This window comes from Stenotrophomonas sp. STEN018 (assembly GCF_056760235.1).
In genome coordinates this window covers 149609-170542 of the sequence record NZ_JBRREK010000001.1, presented here as the reverse complement: position 1 = coordinate 170542, position 20934 = coordinate 149609, and the positions used below count along the sequence as shown (strand labels likewise).

Annotated in this window: 28 protein-coding genes; all 28 read right to left on the bottom strand. The window is 47.0% G+C overall.

Translation table 11 applies throughout. The features are described from left to right. Positions 1-137: 137 nt before the first annotated feature. Positions 138-896, bottom strand: a complete 759-nt coding sequence (locus ACVOMB_RS00870) for an ankyrin repeat domain-containing protein (protein WP_481529503.1) — start codon at positions 894-896, stop codon at positions 138-140. A 105-nt stretch (positions 897-1001) separates the two neighbouring features. Further along, the gene (locus tag ACVOMB_RS00865; RefSeq protein WP_481529502.1) at positions 1002-1460 is read right to left on the bottom strand and encodes a hypothetical protein; all 459 of its coding nucleotides are present in this window, start codon (positions 1458-1460) and stop codon (positions 1002-1004) included. 222 nt (positions 1461-1682) lie between these two features. Then, complete coding sequence (locus ACVOMB_RS00860; protein WP_481529501.1) at positions 1683-2306, bottom strand: hypothetical protein; 624 nt, start codon at positions 2304-2306, stop codon at positions 1683-1685. An 11-nt stretch (positions 2307-2317) separates the two neighbouring features. Next, positions 2318-2548, bottom strand: coding sequence for a hypothetical protein (locus ACVOMB_RS00855; protein ID WP_481529500.1), 231 nt, complete (start codon positions 2546-2548; stop codon positions 2318-2320). Positions 2549-2653: 105 nt separating this feature from the next. Further along, positions 2654-3040 carry an ankyrin repeat domain-containing protein gene (locus ACVOMB_RS00850; RefSeq protein ID WP_481529499.1) on the bottom strand — a complete coding sequence of 129 codons (387 nt, stop codon included), beginning with the start codon at positions 3038-3040 and terminating at the stop codon, positions 2654-2656. Continuing rightward, positions 3037-3279, bottom strand: a complete 243-nt coding sequence (locus tag ACVOMB_RS00845; protein WP_481529498.1) for a hypothetical protein — start codon at positions 3277-3279, stop codon at positions 3037-3039. The genes ACVOMB_RS00850 and ACVOMB_RS00845 overlap by 4 nt, the downstream gene beginning before the upstream one ends. Positions 3280-3519: 240 nt before the next feature. Then, positions 3520-4236 carry an ankyrin repeat domain-containing protein gene (locus tag ACVOMB_RS00840; RefSeq protein WP_481529497.1) on the bottom strand — a complete coding sequence of 239 codons (717 nt, stop codon included), beginning with the start codon at positions 4234-4236 and terminating at the stop codon, positions 3520-3522. Next, positions 4233-5174: a hypothetical protein gene (locus tag ACVOMB_RS00835; protein ID WP_481529496.1), complete on the bottom strand. Its 942-nt coding sequence runs from the start codon at positions 5172-5174 to the stop codon at positions 4233-4235. The genes ACVOMB_RS00840 and ACVOMB_RS00835 overlap by 4 nt, the downstream gene beginning before the upstream one ends. A gap of 66 nt (positions 5175-5240) precedes the next feature. Then, complete coding sequence (locus ACVOMB_RS00830) at positions 5241-5735, bottom strand: hypothetical protein (RefSeq protein WP_481529495.1); 495 nt, start codon at positions 5733-5735, stop codon at positions 5241-5243. Between the two features lie 172 nt (positions 5736-5907). After that, positions 5908-6252, bottom strand: coding sequence for a hypothetical protein (locus ACVOMB_RS00825; protein ID WP_481529494.1), 345 nt, complete (start codon positions 6250-6252; stop codon positions 5908-5910). A gap of 247 nt (positions 6253-6499) precedes the next feature. Then, entirely contained in the window at positions 6500-6922 is a 423-nt protein-coding gene (locus ACVOMB_RS00820) for a hypothetical protein (RefSeq protein ID WP_481529493.1), read from the bottom strand. Further along, positions 6922-7065, bottom strand: coding sequence for a hypothetical protein (locus ACVOMB_RS00815; protein ID WP_481529492.1), 144 nt, complete (start codon positions 7063-7065; stop codon positions 6922-6924). Before ACVOMB_RS00815 ends, ACVOMB_RS00820 begins: the two co-directional genes overlap by 1 nt. Before the next feature lie 215 nt (positions 7066-7280). Continuing rightward, complete coding sequence (locus ACVOMB_RS00810; RefSeq protein WP_481529491.1) at positions 7281-8372, bottom strand: hypothetical protein; 1092 nt, start codon at positions 8370-8372, stop codon at positions 7281-7283. Between the two features lie 28 nt (positions 8373-8400). Then, complete coding sequence (locus ACVOMB_RS00805) at positions 8401-8730, bottom strand: hypothetical protein (protein WP_481529490.1); 330 nt, start codon at positions 8728-8730, stop codon at positions 8401-8403. A 134-nt stretch (positions 8731-8864) separates the two neighbouring features. After that, the gene (locus ACVOMB_RS00800) at positions 8865-9350 is read right to left on the bottom strand and encodes a hypothetical protein (RefSeq protein WP_481529489.1); all 486 of its coding nucleotides are present in this window, start codon (positions 9348-9350) and stop codon (positions 8865-8867) included. 235 nt (positions 9351-9585) lie between these two features. Continuing rightward, positions 9586-10101 carry an ankyrin repeat domain-containing protein gene (locus ACVOMB_RS00795; RefSeq protein ID WP_481529488.1) on the bottom strand — a complete coding sequence of 172 codons (516 nt, stop codon included), beginning with the start codon at positions 10099-10101 and terminating at the stop codon, positions 9586-9588. Between the two features lie 109 nt (positions 10102-10210). Further along, complete coding sequence (locus ACVOMB_RS00790; protein ID WP_481529487.1) at positions 10211-10900, bottom strand: ankyrin repeat domain-containing protein; 690 nt, start codon at positions 10898-10900, stop codon at positions 10211-10213. Positions 10901-11006: 106 nt separating this feature from the next. After that, positions 11007-12041 (bottom strand): ArdC family protein, encoded by a 1035-nt coding sequence (locus tag ACVOMB_RS00785; RefSeq protein ID WP_481529486.1) that lies wholly within the window; start codon positions 12039-12041, stop codon positions 11007-11009. A 7-nt stretch (positions 12042-12048) separates the two neighbouring features. Then, the gene (locus tag ACVOMB_RS00780) at positions 12049-13071 is read right to left on the bottom strand and encodes a zincin-like metallopeptidase domain-containing protein (RefSeq protein WP_481529485.1); all 1023 of its coding nucleotides are present in this window, start codon (positions 13069-13071) and stop codon (positions 12049-12051) included. A gap of 1 nt (position 13072) precedes the next feature. Then, on the bottom strand, positions 13073-13282 hold the full coding sequence (locus ACVOMB_RS00775; protein ID WP_481529484.1) for a hypothetical protein: 210 nt from the start codon (positions 13280-13282) through the stop codon (positions 13073-13075). Positions 13283-13499: 217 nt separating this feature from the next. Continuing rightward, positions 13500-14126, bottom strand: coding sequence for a hypothetical protein (locus tag ACVOMB_RS00770; protein ID WP_481529483.1), 627 nt, complete (start codon positions 14124-14126; stop codon positions 13500-13502). A 19-nt stretch (positions 14127-14145) separates the two neighbouring features. Beyond that, on the bottom strand, positions 14146-14709 hold the full coding sequence (locus ACVOMB_RS00765) for a hypothetical protein (RefSeq protein WP_481529482.1): 564 nt from the start codon (positions 14707-14709) through the stop codon (positions 14146-14148). Positions 14710-14735: 26 nt separating this feature from the next. Beyond that, positions 14736-16265, bottom strand: coding sequence for a DNA primase family protein (locus ACVOMB_RS00760; RefSeq protein WP_481529481.1), 1530 nt, complete (start codon positions 16263-16265; stop codon positions 14736-14738). 184 nt (positions 16266-16449) lie between these two features. Further along, positions 16450-16680 carry a hypothetical protein gene (locus tag ACVOMB_RS00755; protein WP_481529480.1) on the bottom strand — a complete coding sequence of 77 codons (231 nt, stop codon included), beginning with the start codon at positions 16678-16680 and terminating at the stop codon, positions 16450-16452. 837 nt (positions 16681-17517) lie between these two features. Further along, a complete protein-coding gene (locus ACVOMB_RS00750) occupies positions 17518-17883 on the bottom strand; it encodes a carboxypeptidase-like regulatory domain-containing protein (protein WP_481529479.1) in 366 nt (121 codons plus the stop codon). Between the two features lie 114 nt (positions 17884-17997). Further along, positions 17998-18636: a helix-turn-helix transcriptional regulator gene (locus ACVOMB_RS00745; RefSeq protein WP_481529478.1), complete on the bottom strand. Its 639-nt coding sequence runs from the start codon at positions 18634-18636 to the stop codon at positions 17998-18000. Position 18637: 1 nt separating this feature from the next. After that, positions 18638-19147 carry a hypothetical protein gene (locus tag ACVOMB_RS00740; protein WP_481529477.1) on the bottom strand — a complete coding sequence of 170 codons (510 nt, stop codon included), beginning with the start codon at positions 19145-19147 and terminating at the stop codon, positions 18638-18640. A gap of 311 nt (positions 19148-19458) precedes the next feature. Next, a complete protein-coding gene (qac, locus tag ACVOMB_RS00735) occupies positions 19459-19791 on the bottom strand; it encodes a quaternary ammonium compound efflux SMR transporter QacL (RefSeq protein ID WP_211134464.1) in 333 nt (110 codons plus the stop codon). Between the last annotated feature and the right edge of the window lie 1143 nt (positions 19792-20934).

Genomic DNA, 20934 nt, shown 5'->3' with positions numbered 1-20934 from the left:
AGGCTTCAATGCTCAAAAGCGGCTTTTGGAGATTTAAGCGCCAATGCTCCGCACAATGGGACAGGGAAAGCACTGGATTGCAGACACTAAAAAGCCCGCTCATTTCTGGCGGGCTTTCTATTGTTTGTCCATTTGGCTTACATCCTGCGTTTTTTAACTGGCGCATCCTGCATCACGTCCCCCAATGCCTGCTCCAGTTTTCGCTTCTCGGAATAGGACCGCACGAACTCGGACAGGTCTTCCGCTGACTTGCCATAAGACGTTTTGCGCTTCGTATCTGCTCCGTGATCGATGAGGCATTTGGACAGGTCATCCCTGCACTTCCTCGCGCTCTGGTGAAGCGCGGTTTCCATCAGGTCGTTGTATGCCGACAAGTTCACCGCATTGATTGCAGCGCCATTGGATAGGACCAATTCGCACATCTTGACGCTGTTCGCTTGATGCAGGATGGGCTTCTGGTTTGGGTCGTTGATGTCGGCCCCCATTTCGATCAACCGTTGGGCTATCTCAAAGCAATCCTGTTCAACGGCCACGCCCAGTACAGACGTTCGTTCCATGCCGTAGTTGCTCAGGGTGGATGAACAGTTGACGTTGGCCCCAAGGTCTAGCAATGCGTGGGCCATCTCTGTGTTGCCTGTCGAGACGGCAACAAACAATGGCGGGCAATTGATCATATCGTCAACGCTCTCTGTGCTGGCTCCGTGGTCCTTCAGAAGCATCAGGGCAAGGTCGTTGTGGTGCCGCTCAATGAGCGTGTTGAGGATCGTTGTGGAGCCAGCGAAACGGCTCAGACTGTACGGTGTATCGACATCCACACCACTGTTTAGTAACTCCCTGAGGTTGTCCCATTCCTGCTGTTCTATGGCTTTGTGCAAGTCCTTCATTTCATCGTTCATCGGTTCTCCTGTTTGTGGCCTACATCCATGCAAACAGAAGCCGGAGATATGTCAATGCACAAAAAAACCCGCCACTTGGGCGGGTTTCTTGGGGTGCTTGAAGGATTACGCCTTCGCGGGTTCCTTACCCTTCTCGTCGGCCTTCGTTTCAGCCTTGGGGGCTTCCACAAGGGTGTAGGTGGGTTTTTTTGCCGCAATCAACTTCTGGCCTGCCTCGCTTGCTTCAAAGGCGGTAACGACTTCGGGCTTGGGGCCCTTGCCACCCCACTGGAACGGGGTCTTCTTGCCGTCGTTGAGGATGTAGTCCTTCTTCGCAGAAGGGGTCTTCTTGGTGGCTTCCTTCGGAGTGCCATCAGCGTTGGCTTCAACCTCTTTTTCCATGCCGATCAACTTGCCGATAGCGCGCTTGTGGCGAAGTGCGAAGTGAGCCTTGTACTCGGTGATCAACGCAACGACTTGTTCAAAGGTCTTCTCTGCGGACTTCTCCATTTCCTTGGAAATCTGGTCTTCAAGAGCCTTCAGTTCGTCCTGAGCCTTCTTCTGCTTGTCCTGCAGTTCCTTCAAAGTTGCCATTTGAACACCCCTTATGTTTGTTGGTTGTCACAAGCAATTGTGCTTGCGTGAAGTGACTCTATCGCACCTCTTTTGCAATTCCTAGCTTTTTCTTGATCTTATTTCAATTTTTTTCAGTTGTTCATAAATTAGCTAGATTGTTCGCATTCTGCTGGGTGTTTCCTATGCCCATTCCTCAGAAATTGCTTCTTTGTTGCCGTAGATCAATCCATTTCATTGCCCATCCTGCTCTGTATTGCGAAGCAACGGACAACCGCTCTGGTCTGCGTGGTGCAGCCGCACCATCACCCCGGAAACCCGCTTCAATCGCTCTGCAATGCGGTGGTGGCCATGTGCAATGGCTTCGTCCAATGCAGTGTGTTCGACAAAGAACGATTGCTTCTGTGGGTCAACACCACTAGCCAACAATGCATCGACAAGTTCAGGTGAGTCATAGTGCTGTGCCACGTGGTGAAGCAACGTCCTGTTGTTGCCATCCACGGCCATCAAGGGAGCCTTGTGTTTGGCGAGGGCAAGGATAGTGTTGTGCAGGTCCAGTTGCCTCTTCTGGAGATCCTCCGGTGCTTTCCTGCTCATCTGGGCAAGGTGCTGGAAGTGAGCAAACAGGACAGTAGCCAATGCGGGACGGTACACCGCAACCGCCGTCCTGTACGTGTGTGAGATGGGCGTCTGGAAGCACTCCAACACGTTGTCTTGGGTCAAGGCTGTTTTGAGGGTGTACGCATCCACTTTGGTGGGAAGCACCAGCACCGCATTGGAACTGGCGTTGGGGTACGCCGTGTGTATGCCTTGTGGACTGAGAGCCTTAACGGCTTGGATGAGGGCAAGTGTCGTCATACACCCTCCCCTCAATAGATGAATTCTTGAACGGTGATGGGTCGAACGACTCCCTCGTCGTCAACTGTGGTCCGCTCCACCACTTTTTGTTCGGGTTGTTTCGAACCGGGCGTGCATGTGGCCGTTCCATTGATGAATTTGCAGGAATGGGTAACAGATACGTTCACACGAATGGTGTCTTTACTGTCCAGTGCAAGCACTGAAATGGGAGCCAAAAGCAACAATGCAATCAAATATTTCATATACGTTCTCCTTATTATTTGTTTCCTCCAATAAAACAGATATTGAGCATAAGTCAATATATCTTTTGCAAACAAATAAGCCCTGCTGTGAACAGGGCTTTTTAATTACGGCCAACTCTCAGGTTTCGTTCGAATGGCATCAAGAAATTCTCTGACGTGTTGTGCGATTGCCGCTTGGTAAGGTGTTTCACTGTAAACGGACAATGCTTGTGGATTGGCCCCTGCATCAAGTAACAAATCGGTGCATTCGACATCGTGGCACATGCAGGCGATGTGCAGTGGCGTTTCCCCTTTGTATGTGATGGCGTTGATGGTTTCGGGATTGCTTTCGATGATAAGTGAAGCAAGTTGGGTGCGTCCCATATCAACAGCGGTGTGCAGTGGTGTATACCCCGTTTCATCACGGATCATCCAGAGATTGTTTGCAGCAATATACTCCAGAAATTCGAATGTTCTCATTGTCACAACAAGTGGTTTGTACTGATAGATCATACAAACCACTTGTTTTTTGCTATCGCAAAAGCATTCTCAAAACAACTGGCAAGGATAAAAAAAACGAACCAACCAAATGATAAAATTAGGCCAACGACAAGGGCTGTTGCGAACGAACCAACACTCCACTTGAACAGGCCAATAAGAACCGCTGCAACACTTGACCAAAAAAATAATGATGATGAACTCAAAATTGCTACACTTATCTGTGTGCTGTCTGGCAAAACCGATTTTTTCATATCTTCTCCTTTTTTGAATAGGCGTGATTGCCTTATTCCATCCAAACAAAAGTCGGAGATATGTCAACGCAGTAATTGCAATTATTTTGGCACGGAGTAGATAGAGACTTTAATTCTCATAAGCGGCTTTTGGTCTTTAAAGCGTCTCCTGCTCCGCACAATGGGACAGGACAAGCACTGGATTGCAGGCAACAAAAAGCCCGCTCAATGGCGGGCTTTCTATTGGGTGTTCATCTGGTTTTACATCCTGCGTTTTTTGACTGGCGCATCATCCATGAGCCTTGAAAGTTTGACTTTAAGCCGTTCCATGCAACGCCTCATCTCTATTTCGTTCTGCACTTGAAAGATCAACTGAATACTTCTTCTTTCTTTCCATTTCAGAAAGTCACCGCTATCATTGATATCTTTCCACTTGATGTACTCAACCGCTGCACTTACGTCGCTTACAGGGATCAGCAATTCAACACACTCCTTCTGCCCAAATTCTGCCGCCGTCCTTAATGCAATGCTTTCATTGATCATTGGATCGCTGAGAGGGATGAGGAATTCCACCATTGCTGCTTGTCCTGCACGTGCTGCGGATTTCAATGCCCTGCTTTCGTATTCCATCGGGTCACACAAGGGCAAAAGGTGTTCAACAATTTCCTTTTGTCCATGTCCTGCTGCTACAGAAAGCGCATGACAGCCTTCCTCGGAAATATCACTGACAGGGATCAGGAGTTCAACACATTCAATGTGTCCGTTCATTATTGCGGTATACAACGCCCAACTTCTGCCTGCTTTTGGATCACTGACAGGGATCAAGAGTTCAATACACTCTTTGTGACCCATATGGGCGGCCCTCGTCAAAGCCTCACAGTTATTTACCTTAGGGTCACTGACGGAAATGAGACGTTTCACTTCATCAACATTTCCCATCAAAGCGGCGTCTTCTAATGTCTCATACTGAGAACTCATAACGCCTCCCGCATCACCATTTTGCTTTGGCGCTTGAGCCAGACGTTCGAATTCACGGCCTGTTCGAACCGCTTCTTATCTAAGCGGAACTGCAATGTGTTCAGTTGGAAATTGGATAGGAGCCCAACCGACACTGCATCAAGGACACGTTCCACGATCACGTTGAACAAACGGTCACTGCTCTTCTTGTAGGTATCTACATCCTGTTCGCTCAAATCAGTGACAGGAAACAGGAAGTACCGGCGCAACGATAAGCAATTGAAGAACGGTTCAACCAATCCAGCATCCTCAAAGACCTGTTCAATGCTCTGCCCTTGTGGCCCTGTTTGCGTTGCATCGATGTCATAGCGTCCATTGCATGTGATGGCTTGAAGATGCATCCGAAAGACGTTGTTGATATCTCCGTTGACTTCTCCCTCTTCAACCCAGTTTTCAAGATGTTCGCAGTGCGAAAAGTAGCGGTAGAAACGAGTCATTCCATCTGTGTTCTTCTCATTGAACGACACACCTGCATCAACAATGCGCTCCCACAAATTTGTTTTAGTAACGCGGTCGGAACCATTGAGTTCCATCAAGCAATCCAATGGCTTGATCAGCCACAGAAGACTTTCGTTGCGCTCATTGCGTGCATCCAACGCCAACCCCGCTTCAATGAAATTCTCCAACTCCCTTGGGCTTAGGCTCTTCATTGCGAACACCTCTTTTGAGATGTCGTAGCCCTCAGGATGGCGTCTGTAGAGTTCCTTGGCGAAGACAGGTGTTGCATAACGCATCAGTTTGTTGAACCTCTCCTTGTTCATTGGAAGACTGTCCAGCACGTCAGTGTTCAACTGAGGGGCAATCAATCTGTTCATTTCGCGGATGACTGTTTCATCTGCTTCTTGTGTTGAAACGAAAAAAGTTCGTGTTGACGCTATAACTTTTCGCATAAATGACATTGCAATCTCCTTTATTTGTTTGGATATATTGAGTGAAACAAAAGCCGGAGATATGTCAATGCCCAGTTAGATTTTTCTTTTCAGATTGCCTCTGCTAATAAATGGATCACCACCATAAAACATATGAGGCACGTGAATTTTTAAGGCATCAATGATGTTTTGACGAATTCTCATTATTCCAAGATATCGAAATAAGTCATCATAAGTACGACGCTCAAATTCGCACTTTGAATCCTTCTCCATTTGATAGACAAGTTTCATTAGTTCCGTTGCTGAATAACCTCTTTCAATCAAATCTCTAATACGAAAGAGACATTGAAACGGCGACAGGCAATAAAAATCATAGTATTCCCTCAGGAGCGGTTCATAATTGATGCAACGGAACATGTGTTCATTGTTGATAAATTCTTCCCATATTTCATACCTCGCCAAACAAGCAAACTGAGAATATGTATCCGGTCTATTGCAAATAAACTTAACAGCATCCTCCACGCTTTCAAACGTTCGATACCATTCATCCATTGGGTGAACTCGTCTCAGTTCTTTTGGCAATTCAAACATACCCTCTCCTTTTTTTGTGGACTCTATTCAGTCAAACAAAAGTCGGAGATAAGTCAACGTGGACAAGCGATTGAAACCCGAAGGGCCGCGACCGTGGCGCGGGCTTGCTGAAAGCGCGGTTGCGAAGCAATGGCCCAATAAAAAACCCGCATATTAGCGGGTCTTCTATCTCTTAGAACAATTCTCGTTTAAGAATGTATCGGAACAACTCGGTTTTACTGATACCCAATTCCTTTGCGCGCTTCTGAAAAATCTTAACAACATAATCCCTCTCCTTCACGCACTGAATGACGGTCTTATTTCCTAATTTCTTTGAGTGATACGGCCTTCCACAATCCAGACGCTTGAACTCGTCATGGTCAAACTCTCCGCTCTCTAAAAAATCCCATACAACTTCTCGAATAAAGTCAGGACGTGACTGCTTAGAGACACCCAATTTCTTGTTCAAACGACTTAAAAATGTGTCATCAATCCACAACACTGGATATGTATCAACGTTATATGTGTAATTACTCATCTAACCTCCTTTAAAATTTGACTGCGAGTTAAGCAGTATTCTTGTTTAGTCATTCTCTTTGTCATGCCTGAAAAGTACGATTGACGCATATAGCCTCTTGGGAGTTCGCCAGAAAGCAAGTAACGATGGATTGACACGCTCCACCAACTTTCCAATCCATTGGTTCCAATCCACTTGTAGTACGTCTTTCGTGGGCTTTTCTTCTGTTCACAATTTATTGAAACAGAAGCCGGAGATATGTCAACGTTCATATCTTCCTCGCTTTGCGTTGCGCTTCTTCTGCTCCAATTGCTTTGTATATGCGTTTACGCATGTGCTTTTGCTCTTTGACAACGTGTTGGCGCAACACCTGCGCCACTCCTTCTTCGCCTAAGGCTTCTGCGACACACAGCGTGTTTTCAATGGAATACATTGAAACACTCCCTTTAAGACGCTCAAAAACGCTTGGCAAATGCTCAGACGGGTAGTATTTCAACAGTGAGTTGTGGGCAATCTGCCACAAGATTTCGTCCTGAAATGGTCGTTCGGTTTCCATGATCGCTTCCAGCATTGTGGAGAAGTGTTCTGGATGAAAGGCCATCGACACTTCCAAGGTTCGCTCTACAGCGTACAAATCGACTGTTGCTTGGATTGGCAGCGTTTCGGGGCTGTACCCTTCTGGGCGTTTCATTAGGAAACCCGATCAAGGATGTTTTGATGTGCTTCTTTGATGATTTCAACCTTTTCCAAAGCACTTGGTAATGCGGCTATCGTGGCTGTTGGTAGTACGGTCCACAAGATGATGTTGGCAATTGCTTTCTTGATGGTCTTCATACGCTCTCCTTATCTCAAAACATATATTGAGTGAACCAAAAGCCGGAGATATGTCAATACCGCTTTTTATCAATCAAGCGCGGATGCGTTGGAGATTTAAATCTCAAAAGCGGCTTTTGGCCTTTAAAGAGTCTCTTCTCTGCTCCGCACCTATGGATTGAGCAAAGAAAAAGCCCGCTCAATGGCGGGCCTTTTTGTTTCACACAGTCGATCAATTATGCAAACATTTTGATCTGCTCAATGATTTGACTGTGTTGCTCCTTGGGAATATCAGATTTATTGAGATTGGCATACACATTCTCAATAGCGGTAGAGTGTGCAAGTGAATAAAGAACGTGCTTATGACCATTCAACGTTGCAAAAATCAACGCAATACAGCGCAACTCTACGACATCAATAACGCATGCAAGGAATTTTGAGATGCAACCCATTTCACCCTCTTTTGCAAACCGGGTGTACATGAAATGCAACTGCTCTGGACTGAAATGCTCAGTCAAATCCGATGCTTCTTCTGCGTCAAGGCTAATAAAGAACCGCTTGAGTTGAATGTACGATTCATCATTGAGTTGCAACATTGCAATGCATGCGGTTTTGGTTTCTTGATCAGCAATTGACGCGTTGATGACTTCAACAACCATCTCCATGTTGCAATACGGGATCAAATAATTTGCAATGTCTTGATTTTTATTGATTAAAGCCGTGAAAAGGGCTTTTTCTTTGCTGTTGACGAATGGGAGCAAGGTCAAAAATTGCTCCATTGAATTGTTAATGACCGCAGAGATAATATGTGACTCAAGCAGGTCCTGAGTCAGATATTTAATATTGTTGCCGATTGTACGAATATCACAGTTCCGCAGTGCCGTTTGAAAATCTTTGTCTGTGAACTGCTTAGGGTTCTGACTGGCTTCCAGACCTTTTAAGAACTCCAGCATTTCCTCCATCTCAGCATCAGAGTTTTGCGGTGTCTCAGCGTCGATTGGCCCTAAGAATTCATCCAATTTCGCCTTAGGCACTCCATCTTTGATCATTTGCATCCTCGCAACAGCAACATTGCTGACAGGAATGAGGACAGGAATAAGATGGGTGTGACCGATCACCGTTGCAATTCGAAGCGCACCACTGTTGTTGTCCGTAGGGTCAACGTGCTTCAACATGCGCTTCACACCGTCGAGACTGCCGAATTTAACGCACGTATAGAACGCCTCAGTTTTATCCGATTCATCCAACAGTGAAACGACTGCATCAATTTTTTGATCATCGCCTTCACTAACGGCTTTTACAAAATCCATCAAAACATCCGCATCCATTCTTGTTTCCCCTGTTAAAAAAAAGTGATCAAAATGATGCTTGAAGTTGGTCAAGCATCGGATGGTACTTGTCGTCAATGGCTTGCTTGGCGTCTTCCATATTACTGTGCGGGATCAGCAAGCGTGCAACGGCTTCATGCCGTCCCATAGCCGCCATCTGCAACGGTGCACTGTCGAACGCCTTAGGATCGGCATACGGGAGCAAAACTTCAACGATGTCTTCCATGCCCCACCACGCGGCGTTCTTGAGGGCCGTGTTGATCGTTAACTTGCTGGTGATCGTGGGGACAATTTCCGCAACACTTGCTGTGTTCCTTTGGCGGATTGCTTCATCTAACAACTCGTTCTGACGTTCCATTTCATCACTCCGTTGTGGTAATTCCTCATCTATCTTTGTACTGGCCCCATTCCCTAGAGTCAAGCTAAAACCACTTAAAAACAGGGTTTTTCAACAAAATAACCCGCCACTAGGACGGGCTGATTTGAAGGGGCTTATGGTGTTACCAGTGGAATGACGCTCACCTTGTTTCCTCGTCCTGTGACCAACACGTTCTGCCCCACGATATAGGTCACGGATGCATCGTGAACGATGCTGACAATGCGTGACTTTCCGCGCTGGTCCACAACGCGAATGACCACTTCAACACCCTTTCGTTTAGTCAAGGCGTTGTTGATGGAGTTGCCAACCACACCGCCCACTGTTGTTCCAACGATACGTGTTGCATTGCGGTTCCGACTGTTGCGCTTGCCTCGGTCTGAAACGGCATAGCCCACGGCTCCCCCAACTACAGTTCCTGCGTTGACCTTGCTTGTGTTCTCAATCGTGACTTCCCTCACGTGCAACACAATGCCTTCTTGAACGTCGCGCATCTCCAATGCTTGTGAGCGATTGAAGTCACGTGCGCTTGTATCGCTCGCATACGCTTGGCCTGTTGCCAACGCCATTCCAATTACCAATCCAAATACAATTTTCTTCATCTGTACTCCTTTGTTTGTCTGCCACATGGCTTATTCATCCAAGCAGATGAGCGAGATATGTCAACGGTGTTTCTGTGTTGGATTGGTACGGAGTGATAGAGGCTTTAATACTCAAAAGCCGCTTTTGGTCTTTAAAGCACCAATGCTCCGCACACCGGGACAGGGAAAGAAGTGGATTGCAAGCATAGAAAAAGCCCGCTCATTGGCGGGCTTTCTATTTGGCGTTCATGGTGTTTTACATCCTGCGTTTTTTAACTGGCGCTTGTTCAGTGGAAGCATCAAGGCCGATTGCTTCTGACAGTTGTTTCTTCGTGTGGTTGGCTTCGATTTCGTCTAACAGGTTCTTGCTGTTGTTGCCCACAACGCTGTTCCGAACGGCTTCTTTGTCGCTGTGGGGATACAGGAGTTCGGCGCACTCCTTATGACCTTCGTTCACTGCCATTCGCATGGCCCAACTGGCTTCCGCTTTTGGATCGCAGTGAGGGATCAGGAGGCGTACAACGTCTGTATGACCTTGTGCTGCGGCATCAATGAGCGCCATGCTTTCATCTGCTTTGGGATTGCTGTGAGGAATGAGCATTTCGACGCATTCCGTGTGTCCATTGCGCGAAGCAAGCATCAAGGCCACGTTGTTGTTTTTGCTTTGCGAGTTGGCATCAAGCAATTCTTTCAACTCGGCAACTTCCCCCTGTCGGGCTGCGGAAATGATTTGATATTTGTTCATGTTTTCGCGGTCTTTCTCTAATGACATAAAGCCTCCTTAGTTTTAGTGTTTCTTCAGTCAAGCATGGTTTTCAGATAAGTCAAGACAACAAAAAAGCCCGCTGATGGTCGGGCTTTTTATTTGTTGTTCATCAGGTTTACATCTTGCGTTTCTTGGCAGGGGCTTGTTCGATGATATCTGAAAGTTCAGCAGTGAAATGTTCTTTACACCGTTTCGCTTCCATTTCTTGTTGAATTTGAACAATGTATTGACCTACATTATCATGCATCCGATGAATTGCGGCTTCAACATCACTGACAGGGATCAGAAATTCAACTATTTCTACATGTCTATTCGCAGATGCCATACTTAAAGCAAAACTATTTCTTGCTTTTGGATCGCTGAGAGGGATCAGCATCTCCACAATCTCTTTGTGTCCATGTTCTGCCGCCCATAGCAAAGCCAAACTTTTTTTTGCTTTTGGATCACTGACAGGGATCAGCATCTCCACAATCTCTTTATGGCCGTTTTCTGCCGCGTATTGTAATGCTCTACTGTCATCTGCCTTTGGATCGCTGACAGGGATCAGCATCTCCACAATCTCTTTATGGCCGTTTTCTGCCGCTAATAGCAAAGCCATACTGTCATCTGCTTTTGGATCACTGACAGGGATCAGCATCTCTACAATCTCTTTATGGCCGTTTTCTGCCGCGTTTTGTAATGCTCTACTATCAACTGCATTTGGATCGATAATTGGAATAAGTCGCTTCACTTCATCTGTGTTTCCATCAAATGCTAATGTCACAAGTAATTCTGTGTTTTTTGATAAATCGTTGTTCAATGCCATTTGCATCTCCTTAATTTGTCTGGCGTGTTAACTCATTTCTTCATCTAATCCAATTATCGAGATATGTCAAGACAACAAAAAAGCCCCAAAAGTGTGGGGCTTCGCTTTATGACATTGCCACTTCGCGCTGTTGAGTTTTTTGTTTTGCTTTTGGTTTGAAGCGACCTTTTGCCCGTGTCTTCGATTTATAAGGTTTAGGGTTGAAATTGGGCTTCTTGTCTTCTGACTGTTCAGGGTATTTGTCTTCAATGATGTTCTCGCGTGCATAGCGTTCGATGTTGTAGAACTTCGCCATCTTTTCCGCGTCGGCTGCTGCTCGAAACAACTCCTGAGGATCGTTCTTGATCACATCCATCCACGATTGCAGATAGGCAATATGGTTGTTGGGATCGTACTGTTCTTCCATCGACACCCCCAGCCTGTCGGCCACGATCATTGAAAAGAACTCGGCTTTTAGTTCTTCTTTAGCGTACTCAGGGGTTCCAAACTTCCCAGTCAAATCACGGTTCAATCGTGATGAGTGACCTGATGCGTGTCCCATCTCATGCAAGGCCACTGCGTAGTAGCCCGATGGATTGGGAAACTGCTCTTTGGTGGGCAGATGGATGGAGTCGTTTGCAGGACTGTAAAAGGCTCTGTTGCCACCATTGTGGCTGATGGGAACACCACACTCCTGCATCAATTTTTCGCATTGCTCATGACGCCATTCAACGGGCTTTGGCTCGCGTTCTACACGTTGTTCTAAGCCTTCGCACTGTTGTGTGTTGTACAACTGAAAGATCATTGCTCGTTTAACTGGCTCGCCATATTTGTCCAACACAGGATTATTCTCTTCATCCTTTACATCGAACATGTACCGCACGCGTGTGCATTTCTCACCTTTGCGAACGTGGCCCCCAAGTTTCTTGGCTTGCTCAAACGTCACCCATCCTGATGATGTGTATCCGTTGGTAATCTGCGTTGCGAGCAAGTGCATGATGTTCACACCTGTGTAAGAACGTCCGGTGCCGTAGTTGAAGGGCAAGCCACCTAAGGGGTCGTTCTCCCAGTCTTTGCGCCACGGAATTTTGCCCTTACTCATCTGTTCCAAGATGCGTTCAACGGTCAGGGCGTTAATCTCATTCTTCTTTTCTTCGCTCATAGCGCCCTCACATTTCAACGTGTCGTTGTTTGGAGCGCGCTGGACGCTTCACAGGAGCCGTTTGCTTCTTCTCTGAGGCAACACGTGCTGTCTCTTCTGTGCCGGGCACTACTGTGGGTTTCAGGGCTTCTCTGTCTGGGATAGGTTCGCGCTCAATGGTTGGAAAATTCATGTAGCGAAGCACCTTGTTGGCGTCGGCTATCGTCTCTTCCAACTTCTCTGCGCTTGGTCGAACTTCGGAAAGGGTTTGACCGAACTTGATTTCTTGATGTGTTGGCCGGTAGCCAATCCTTAGTTCCGTTGCCAAGTGAGCCGCAATAATTTCTTCGCGCAAGATGTTCAGATGCGTGATTTCCCGCATCGTGCGTTCGTCTGAACCTTCAATGCTGTTGGGGCTCGGATTGTTCGGAACGTTTGCCCTGTGAATGTTTGATGCAGACTGAGCAATCAAACGAAACATGTCTTCGTAGTAATCACCACGATGGACGTTGCTGTTCTTGTATGCACCCTTTGGAGCAATGTTGATCACGTCATTGATCCGGTCGTACCACGGTGCAGACATGTCATCGTATGAGATGTTTTGTTCGTTCTTATCCAAGTAATCTTGAATGATCTTGTCCAATTTCTCGCATTGTTCTTTGTACTCAACAGGCGGAATGGTTGGGAACTTCAATCCTGAAATTTGCGAGCCGTTGAACATCGGAACGATGATGGTCTTTCCATCTTCATAGGTTCTTTCAACGCGTGCTTTCGAAGTCTCACCTTTGCGGATGTAATAGCCCTTGCGTCGTGCTTGCTCTGCATTCAACCAAACAGGGTGGTCCATCTTGTGTTCTGCCGCAGTGACAATGAACTGGAATGCTTTCCAGTCGCGGTACATGTTCCCTGTTGATCCAATGGGCCATCCACCAATCCCAAAGAACGTCGTTTCACCGGGCAAGATGTGGTTGTCAAGGAATGATCTACCGTCGCGCATTTGGTTGTAGAACGTATCGGCTGTGTCTTGTTTAATCTCCTGAGTTTTGTCCATGTTATTTCTCCAATGTGATCGTTACGCCTTTCTCCAAGGCTGCGTGTATAGCGTTCAAAGCCTCATCAATCGAAAGCAAAGGAACATCATCAGAGAAATCGTGATGCAGCCCTATTGATATAGAGCCCTCTGTGTTGCGGTACACACGGAAACGCTCACCTGCTTTCAAAATGTCGTGCAAGTCTTGTTCGCTTAATTCTTCGTCTTCCATAGTCTTCCTTTTTTGTAGTGGTCAATTCAGTTAAAAGGAAGATTTGAAAACGTCAAGGGCTTGGATGGTACGGAGTAGATAGAGGCTTTAATGCTCAAAAGCGGCTTTTGGAGATTTAAGCGCCAATGCTCCGCACAATGGAACATGGCAAGCACTGGATTGCAGGCAATAAAAAAGCCCACTCAATGGCGGGCTTTCTATTGGGTGATCATCAGGCTTACATCCTGCGTTTGCTGGTGTGTTGTACGCTTGTTTCTATGCATCCTGCGCAATACAAATTCTCAACCAACCTCACCCGCTCGGCTCCCTCAATGGGTGCTTGCAAACACAGAAGCAAATCTTCCTTGCTTCGTATTGGGTACATCTGATCATTGCCCCCTGTGTATTGATGAAGGTAGATATCTATTCCTTTCCTGTAATCCTCGGGGCGTCTGTCCCTCACTTCAAATCCATTGAAAAGCCGTATGTTTGCACCCAAATGGTACTCACCAAAGACACACAAACACCGTTCCACGCAATCGGCATCATGCAATGACCAATCATAGCCTTTGCCACTTGCCGCTTGCATCAATGCCCCGCTTTCATCAAACACCTTGTCTTGAACATAAGTGTTCACTGCATAGTCTCCGTAGCAGTCAACGAATCTATCGAAATCAGATATCGACTCAACAGTTTGCAGATTGACTTTTTGAACACCGTCTTCACTGTATTCAACATAGACCATTGCCTGTGCCCCGATCAGTTCCGCATTTTGCCAATCCGAATAGATTGGCTTCACACAGAAAACTTGCAGGTCTGTCACCTCATTGCGCGGTTCAAACATCATTTGTAACATTGCGTTCATTTCTATCTCCTTCTGTTAGTCACATACGACGTTTTTGTGTTGGTGCTTGCTCTTTCGCTTGATCCAGCCCAATAGCCTCTTTGTACATATGTCTTTGAATTTCAACTGCTGGATTGTTGAGAACATTGAGCAGTTGCTTGTGAGTGAAAATCTCAACTCTCTGATTGCTCTCTCTGTTCACAGCAATCAATCCCAATTTACCATCAACACCCAACTTCTCTGCACCGTTAAGCGTTAAACAATGTTGGTCGTCAATCTGGTATTGCTTACTTGCATTCGCTGCAAGGGATTTCAGCGCAAGATGCATATCTCTTTCTGACCATTCGTATTTCGCGCCAGACATAACACGATCAGCGATATCCGTACCCCTATAAATGAAAATGCTTACCTCTTCTTCAATGGTTTCGTTAACATACGAATTGGAACTGATGTTGCGATGGTATTCTCCCTCTTCAAACTGATAAAAATACTCACCGCTTGCAGCATTAACGTACACATCCACCACGAACCCATAAACCTCTCCATCATCGTCCAATAATGGCTTTGCATTGAACGCTTGGATTTCTTTCACTTCGTCAAACATGATCTTCTCCTTCAGTTAGTTAACGTTTACGCCCAAACTTTCCAGTTTGCCAAAAACTCATTGGCGTCTGTGCTTTGAACATGCTTTTTTGGAACCTCATCAACTGTGATCCGAACTGCATTGACTTGCGATCCATTGAAACGAATGGTGTCCCCTCGCGTTGTCTTGGGTTTTGCAGATGAGAACGCTGGAATGGACCAAATCTTGCGCCAAAATTGATTTGCAGCCAGTGGCACACGGTCGTTGTCTGTACACCACTTCTCATAGTTCGCATACAACGCTGTCTTTGCCGTCAAATGGCTTCCGTCTGCTTTCGCATTGCAGTCATGAGCCCACGCACTGATGCAGTCGTTGGAAAACCGCACCTGTTGTTTGGTGAAGCGTGCTTCTTCCGGCCATTGATCTTCTGGTAGGAATTTCTTCCCACGCTTCACAATGCGCTGCAAGCCCTGCAACAGCCAGTCAAGAACAAGATGGGCTTCTGAGTCCACAATCTTCTTGTCCAACTGTTCAATGCGCTCAAAACCATTCTTCACGCGTTGCCATTCCACGATGCACATACGGCGATAGACACCGTTGGTTGGATCGGTCACAAAAGGTGGCCTGTTCGATGAAATGAAGTGTGTGGCTTCGTTCACAAACTCAATTTGATCTTTGTAGAGCATCTTGGCCTTGATCAAATCGCCACCAGTGAATGCCTTCCACTCTTCTTCTTTCCAGCGCCCATCTTGAACCTCTGTCGTAATGACCAAAGATGCATTGATGCAACTGGCAAGGTGGGTGGGATCGTGAAGCAAATGCAATTTCACAGAAGCAACGTTCTGATGGAACCTGCGCATGATGTTCATCATCGTGCCCTTCCCGTCGCCACCTTCGGAAAACCACCAAAATGCCAATTGGTGAGGACCGGGCAACAACGACAACGCGCATTGCTCTTGGATGAACTCACGTACATTTTTCTTAGGCAACGATGTTTCCAAGAACCGTCCAAACATTGAGTCGGATGGAACATCTTGTGGAATATATTGGCTGTTGTAGTGAGCCGATACGGTTGCATTGACACAGAATGTCAGTCCCAACTTCTTATCAGCGGGTTTGAACGTAATACTTCCTGTGTCATCCATGTGGACATACCCATTCTTAACTGCAAGAACAGTACTGTTCGATTTGGCGGGCAACCTTGATTTTGCTGCTAGTGTGTTGACTGCATAAGACCACGCATCCTTACCAGCATATGAATACGCTTTGTCAGGCATGTAAGTATTGAGGAACGTTGTGGGCAGAACCTTGTGTTCTTCGTCATTGGCGTTCTGCCAATGCGTATTGACCCACTTATATGCAATACCACCCTTGTATGCCCAATCCCCCACATGGCCTTTGAGCATGTAGTTGGCGAAGTTCCATGATGGTGTTGCTGATCCAACGACTTTGTATTTCTTGCCTGTTGGCTTATTGAAGGTGCTGGTTGTCTTGCTCGACTTGCTGGGTGCTGTTGCGCTTACAGTTTGGGCAGGTGCCGTTCCTCCTGTGTTGTTGTTTGCAATCGCTGTAGACATAGAAATCTCCTTGGTTGTTGTTTTGGTATTCGACACTGAAATGCAGATATCGACATTTTTTTGTCCTCAGAGAATTTGGCCTTGACAATCTCGTTTAATTTCGTAGATTGAGTTTGGGGCCGTCATCCCCGCTCTGATGTTAATGTTGAGGTTTAAGAACTCCCCACTCCGGTGGGGTTTTCTTTTATGCGCGCTTCTCTAACTGCCACTGTTGCTCTACGGCCACCTGCGTTAATTGGCGGATGTACTCTGCCAAGTTCATTTCACTGGCCCTTGCCAATTCCTCCAATGCAGCCAACGTTTCTTGATCGAACCGGAAATGACGTGAAATCTTGGGGGGTTTCGCACGGCGGCGGTATTCCTTCCGTTGTTTTACTTTCTTGCTGCGTGTTTTGAAGTCGATGATATTACTCATTTGCATCCTCCTTATTGGTTAAGTTCTTTTAGTTCTAACAAACAAATTAGATATGTCAATAATTCGTCGCCTGAATTATTACTTTGTGAGGGGTTGTGTGAGGGGTTTGTGAGGGGTATTTTTAGCTTACCCCTCACACTTTTTCCTATATGCACCAATGCTTTCCAAAGATTGTGAGGGGTGTGAGGGGTATTTGGGGGTTAAAAGTTATAGGGATAATTCGTCGCCTCAATTGTTAGTTGTTTTTGATCTGCGGTTTCTTTCATTCCTTATTTTCTATAAAAAGTTTTGGACCATAAACCCCTCACACCCCTCACACTTTCTCAAATCCACTGTGCTGTAAGGGTTTCCGTGAGTAGGGTTCGTTTCTATACCCCTCACAATACCCCTCACAGCAGGGGACTTTTTCAATAATTCAGGCGACGAATTATTGTAAATGCCTGTTTTGACGCCATCCATTTAACCGCTCAAATACAGTGAAAAGACTGTGTTGCTCAATAAGTTGTGCGACGATTTCTTGTTTTTCGCGTTTTCTCCCTTGTTTTGCAGGGTTTAATCTACATTTGAAAAGCGAAATTGAACAGCAAAACGACGTGGATTCAAATGGTTTTCAATAAATTGATTTGAATACAGGTGAACCCGTTTGAGCCGAAATGAGCCAAAGTTTGTGAATTGAATGTAAATGCTCGTCTTTAATTCGATGCATAGGAACGGAGTTGATAGGGCTTGATGTCTCAAAAGCCGCTTTTGATCTTTGAGGCTTCAATGCTCCGCACCCTGACATCAGCCACAAAAAAGCCCCGCTTTCGCAGGGCTGTGTTTGGGATCGCATTGGGATCAGTCTCCAATGTTCTGGATCAAGGTTTTGCCTAGAACGGGTTTGCGGTCCACGCTCTCATCACCATAGGCAACGCTGTAAGTTCCATCGCCGTTGTCTGTCCTGCACAACCCTTCGCACTTCATATGAGTGATGGTGTAGTTGCCATCAGGTCGAACATTGGCGAAATGATAACGGCCAGTCTTTCCGGTGAAGGCTTTTAAGGTGCGGTTCGTTTCATGGTGATGCAACACCACCAACTCACCTGCTACCCCTACCCCACCGGATGAAACACGGCCAACAAAGTCTGTTGCCAAAATATTTGCTGCGAAGGCTGGAACGGTCAAACATAAAGCCAATGATCCAGCGATAAACAATTTCTTCATACACTCTCCTTTTTCTTGCAGACGAATTGCTGCTCTATTAGCAAAACAGAAAAGGGAGTTATGTCAACTCACTCAACAATCGCACATTAAAAAAGGGACCATCGGCCCCTTGTGTTATTGGAGTGATTTTTCCAATCGTTCTCTTTGCTCCAACGCATCAATGCGGTAAATCAACTTGGCTTCGTGCGAAGCAAGAATGTCAACCGCGATTGTCACCCACTTGCGTTGCTCAGAGACATTGACCCAATGCAACTCCAACGCTTCAAGCAAAGACAACTCAACAACCATTTGGTTGGCATAGGCTGCACGCTTGGCTTCAGCGGAAAGGAAATAAACGCTATTGGCAATCCCATTGTCCGTATCCACCCATTCCAGTGGCAAATGCAAATCAAGCAATGAACGGAACTGGGGAACGCCAGACTCAAGCAACTTCTTCAAGCGTTGGATTTCTTCATCCTGCTCCCGAATTTTCAACCGCAATTGCAATTCGGTAATTACGTTGACCTGCATCTTGGATGCAATCATCAACGGATTGGCATTGACCCATTCGTCCAATGCTTCAATCGTCCAAAACGGATGAGTGTTGGGATGACGAACAGCAATGGGGCCAGTGCCATCGGCTTGCTTTCGGGTAAAAGTGGAACGCGACATCTTTAAGTACCATGCCGCCACCTCACGTCCTACGCCAGCAATGTGCTTTGAGCGTGCCTTTTCAATGAGGGCTTTGTATTCTTCTTCCTTGATTGCATCCATTTCAAATCTCACTTGTTCGGCTGGGTGCGCAATCCAAATCACCCAATTGGCTCAACAAACGTTCGCGCAACTTCATTGCCCTGTCGGCATAGATGATGTTGGTCAATTCCTTATGCGCCAATTGGATTTCCAAATCCAATTGATCGGCATCATCTCCATCACCCAATGATGCCCATACGTCGCGCCAGAAACGGCCCGCACGAATGAATTGGATGTATGGCCCCACTGAACTCCGGCGGCGTCCTGTGCGCGCCTGTGGGGCTGCTGGAACCTGTGCCGGGGGAATTGCAGTGGGTTCCCCTTCAAGGATTTTGGCAAGGTCAGTGAGGGGCATTTGCCAGCGTCCATCAATCTTCTTGGCCCCCGGATATCCACCCTTCTTCATCTTCTCGCGGATATGTTCCACGGCTCCCCGAGTGGTGGGACGGCCCAACACCACGGCCACTTCTTCAGCCGTCAATGCAATACGCATCGGCCACATCTTTTGGAGCAAATCGAGGGTGCTGGTCATTGCCAAACAATAGCCAATTCAGGGCGCTTTAGCACCCTCAAAAAACCGGGGCTTCGGATTTTCTGGTGTACAGACCCTGATTTAGCCCCTTGTTGGCCAATGGTCGATTTCGGCCAGTAAGGTGGACAGGTCGGTTCCGAGCGTCACTTCCTTCACGACGTTCCTGACATCGTATTGCAGTTCCTCGGGCGTCATCCGACCAAGGCTGAAATACATCCGGGCACCTTTTGGGAAAGCTGTCATTCAACGCCTGAATTAAGCCGCGCCGCGAAGCGGCGTCGGCTTGAATGAATTGTTAGATGCCAACCCGGTCAATGTGCGCTGACCTTGGATAGCAGGTTTAGAACGGCGACGCCACTGACGATAAGTCCCATGCCAATGAACGCCCAGAAGTCTAGTTTTTGGCCATGGAAAATCCAAGCAATAGCTGCCACAAGCACGATGCCAAGCCCAGCCCATACAGCGTAACCAATACCGACCGGAATGGACTTGAGCGCGAGAGACAAGAAATAGAACGCAAGCCCGTAGCCAGCCACAACTACAACGGAAGGAACTAACCTAGTGAATCCATGGCTAGACTTCAGTGCGGAAGTTGCGATGACCTCGCCAAAGATTGCAACAGCCAGAAATATCCAGTTCTTCACGCGCAATCTCCTCTACGGTATGAAGGAGAAATTGTAGTGGCTATGAGTTGCCAAAAACAGTCTTGCGGCTATCGATTTTCTGTGAGCATACGCAACGCCAAATCTGGCATCTAACTTTGTTTTAGGGCGACAGTTCTGCCGCATAACATTGGGATGCCGGATAACATGTTCTGCAACCTTCTGTTTAGAAGAAGAAATATCGCGCAATGCAAGATAACAACGCCGGTAAAGCAGCAGCCGGCATGGTGTGTGGTCTGATCGATTCCGGACACAGGCGTTTAGCATACCCTCCCGCCGCAATGACCGCTATCCGGATCGATTGATGACCGGCCGGTTGTGGCCGGTTGCAGACGCTCAGTATCGCCGGATATTGCATGCCAATGCAATTCTGCAACGCATCAAGGCCGTCGAAGTCTGTGGAATCAAAACGCGACAGGCCAACTCAAAAGATCGGCGTCGTACACCAGAAAATCCGAAGGGTGATCTGTCGGGACGGCTGTTTCCATGTTCTCCGTCCACCGGAAAATCCGAAGCCCCAAAAAACCGCCCACGTTGGCACTTATTTCACCAATAAGGGACAGTTCTTTGACTGGTCCGCAAGGAGGTCTGTGGCAACTGGCTGTGGCAACTTGCACCTGTTTCAGCCTGTTTTGACCTGTTTTTACCTGTCTTTGTCAGGTGTCCCCGTCTTATTAGAACAGAACATATCCTTTAATATCAATCACATATGGCATTGCAGGGATATGCAAAACAAAGACTTTAAAATTAGGAGGGGACCGCTCTATCCAGCTGAGCTACGGAGTCAAAAGACGGAGGCCAAGATTACAGGCAAGCGCCGCTGCCAGCCAGCATTTCCCGTCGAGTGGAAAGCCGCCATCCATCCAGCACCTCCCGACGAGCCGCAATAACTACATGGCTTCGCAGTCATTGCTCAGCGTCGCAAGTAAATCTGCCCCCAGCGCCCGTCACGCAGCCGCCGCGTAGCGATCTCACCCACCGCCGCCAGCGTCAGGGAGGAAATTAGCGGAAATCAACGCCAATTTTCAGACAAACCCTAATCCAAGCACCCCACCTGCTTCCCTACAATTTCTGCGGTCGTCTGCGAGCTGTAACAACCGTACGCTAGCAAAAGGCCCAAGTTAC

Coding starts and splice junctions, on each gene's coding strand:
- ACVOMB_RS00870 (WP_481529503.1), bottom strand. CDS start 896: ATGAACGATGAAATGAAGGACTTGCACAAAGCCATAGAACAGCAGGAA.
- ACVOMB_RS00860 (WP_481529501.1), bottom strand. CDS start 2,306: ATGACGACACTTGCCCTCATCCAAGCCGTTAAGGCTCTCAGTCCACAA.
- ACVOMB_RS00855 (WP_481529500.1), bottom strand. CDS start 2,548: ATGAAATATTTGATTGCATTGTTGCTTTTGGCTCCCATTTCAGTGCTT.
- ACVOMB_RS00850 (WP_481529499.1), bottom strand. CDS start 3,040: ATGATCTATCAGTACAAACCACTTGTTGTGACAATGAGAACATTCGAA.
- ACVOMB_RS00845 (WP_481529498.1), bottom strand. CDS start 3,279: ATGAAAAAATCGGTTTTGCCAGACAGCACACAGATAAGTGTAGCAATT.
- ACVOMB_RS00840 (WP_481529497.1), bottom strand. CDS start 4,236: ATGAGTTCTCAGTATGAGACATTAGAAGACGCCGCTTTGATGGGAAAT.
- ACVOMB_RS00835 (WP_481529496.1), bottom strand. CDS start 5,174: ATGTCATTTATGCGAAAAGTTATAGCGTCAACACGAACTTTTTTCGTT.
- ACVOMB_RS00830 (WP_481529495.1), bottom strand. CDS start 5,735: ATGTTTGAATTGCCAAAAGAACTGAGACGAGTTCACCCAATGGATGAA.
- ACVOMB_RS00825 (WP_481529494.1), bottom strand. CDS start 6,252: ATGAGTAATTACACATATAACGTTGATACATATCCAGTGTTGTGGATT.
- ACVOMB_RS00820 (WP_481529493.1), bottom strand. CDS start 6,922: ATGAAACGCCCAGAAGGGTACAGCCCCGAAACGCTGCCAATCCAAGCA.
- ACVOMB_RS00815 (WP_481529492.1), bottom strand. CDS start 7,065: ATGAAGACCATCAAGAAAGCAATTGCCAACATCATCTTGTGGACCGTA.
- ACVOMB_RS00810 (WP_481529491.1), bottom strand. CDS start 8,372: ATGGATGCGGATGTTTTGATGGATTTTGTAAAAGCCGTTAGTGAAGGC.
- ACVOMB_RS00805 (WP_481529490.1), bottom strand. CDS start 8,730: ATGGAACGTCAGAACGAGTTGTTAGATGAAGCAATCCGCCAAAGGAAC.
- ACVOMB_RS00800 (WP_481529489.1), bottom strand. CDS start 9,350: ATGAAGAAAATTGTATTTGGATTGGTAATTGGAATGGCGTTGGCAACA.
- ACVOMB_RS00795 (WP_481529488.1), bottom strand. CDS start 10,101: ATGTCATTAGAGAAAGACCGCGAAAACATGAACAAATATCAAATCATT.
- ACVOMB_RS00790 (WP_481529487.1), bottom strand. CDS start 10,900: ATGGCATTGAACAACGATTTATCAAAAAACACAGAATTACTTGTGACA.
- ACVOMB_RS00785 (WP_481529486.1), bottom strand. CDS start 12,041: ATGAGCGAAGAAAAGAAGAATGAGATTAACGCCCTGACCGTTGAACGC.
- ACVOMB_RS00780 (WP_481529485.1), bottom strand. CDS start 13,071: ATGGACAAAACTCAGGAGATTAAACAAGACACAGCCGATACGTTCTAC.
- ACVOMB_RS00775 (WP_481529484.1), bottom strand. CDS start 13,282: ATGGAAGACGAAGAATTAAGCGAACAAGACTTGCACGACATTTTGAAA.
- ACVOMB_RS00770 (WP_481529483.1), bottom strand. CDS start 14,126: ATGAACGCAATGTTACAAATGATGTTTGAACCGCGCAATGAGGTGACA.
- ACVOMB_RS00765 (WP_481529482.1), bottom strand. CDS start 14,709: ATGTTTGACGAAGTGAAAGAAATCCAAGCGTTCAATGCAAAGCCATTA.
- ACVOMB_RS00760 (WP_481529481.1), bottom strand. CDS start 16,265: ATGTCTACAGCGATTGCAAACAACAACACAGGAGGAACGGCACCTGCC.
- ACVOMB_RS00755 (WP_481529480.1), bottom strand. CDS start 16,680: ATGAGTAATATCATCGACTTCAAAACACGCAGCAAGAAAGTAAAACAA.
- ACVOMB_RS00750 (WP_481529479.1), bottom strand. CDS start 17,883: ATGAAGAAATTGTTTATCGCTGGATCATTGGCTTTATGTTTGACCGTT.
- ACVOMB_RS00745 (WP_481529478.1), bottom strand. CDS start 18,636: ATGGATGCAATCAAGGAAGAAGAATACAAAGCCCTCATTGAAAAGGCA.
- ACVOMB_RS00740 (WP_481529477.1), bottom strand. CDS start 19,147: ATGACCAGCACCCTCGATTTGCTCCAAAAGATGTGGCCGATGCGTATT.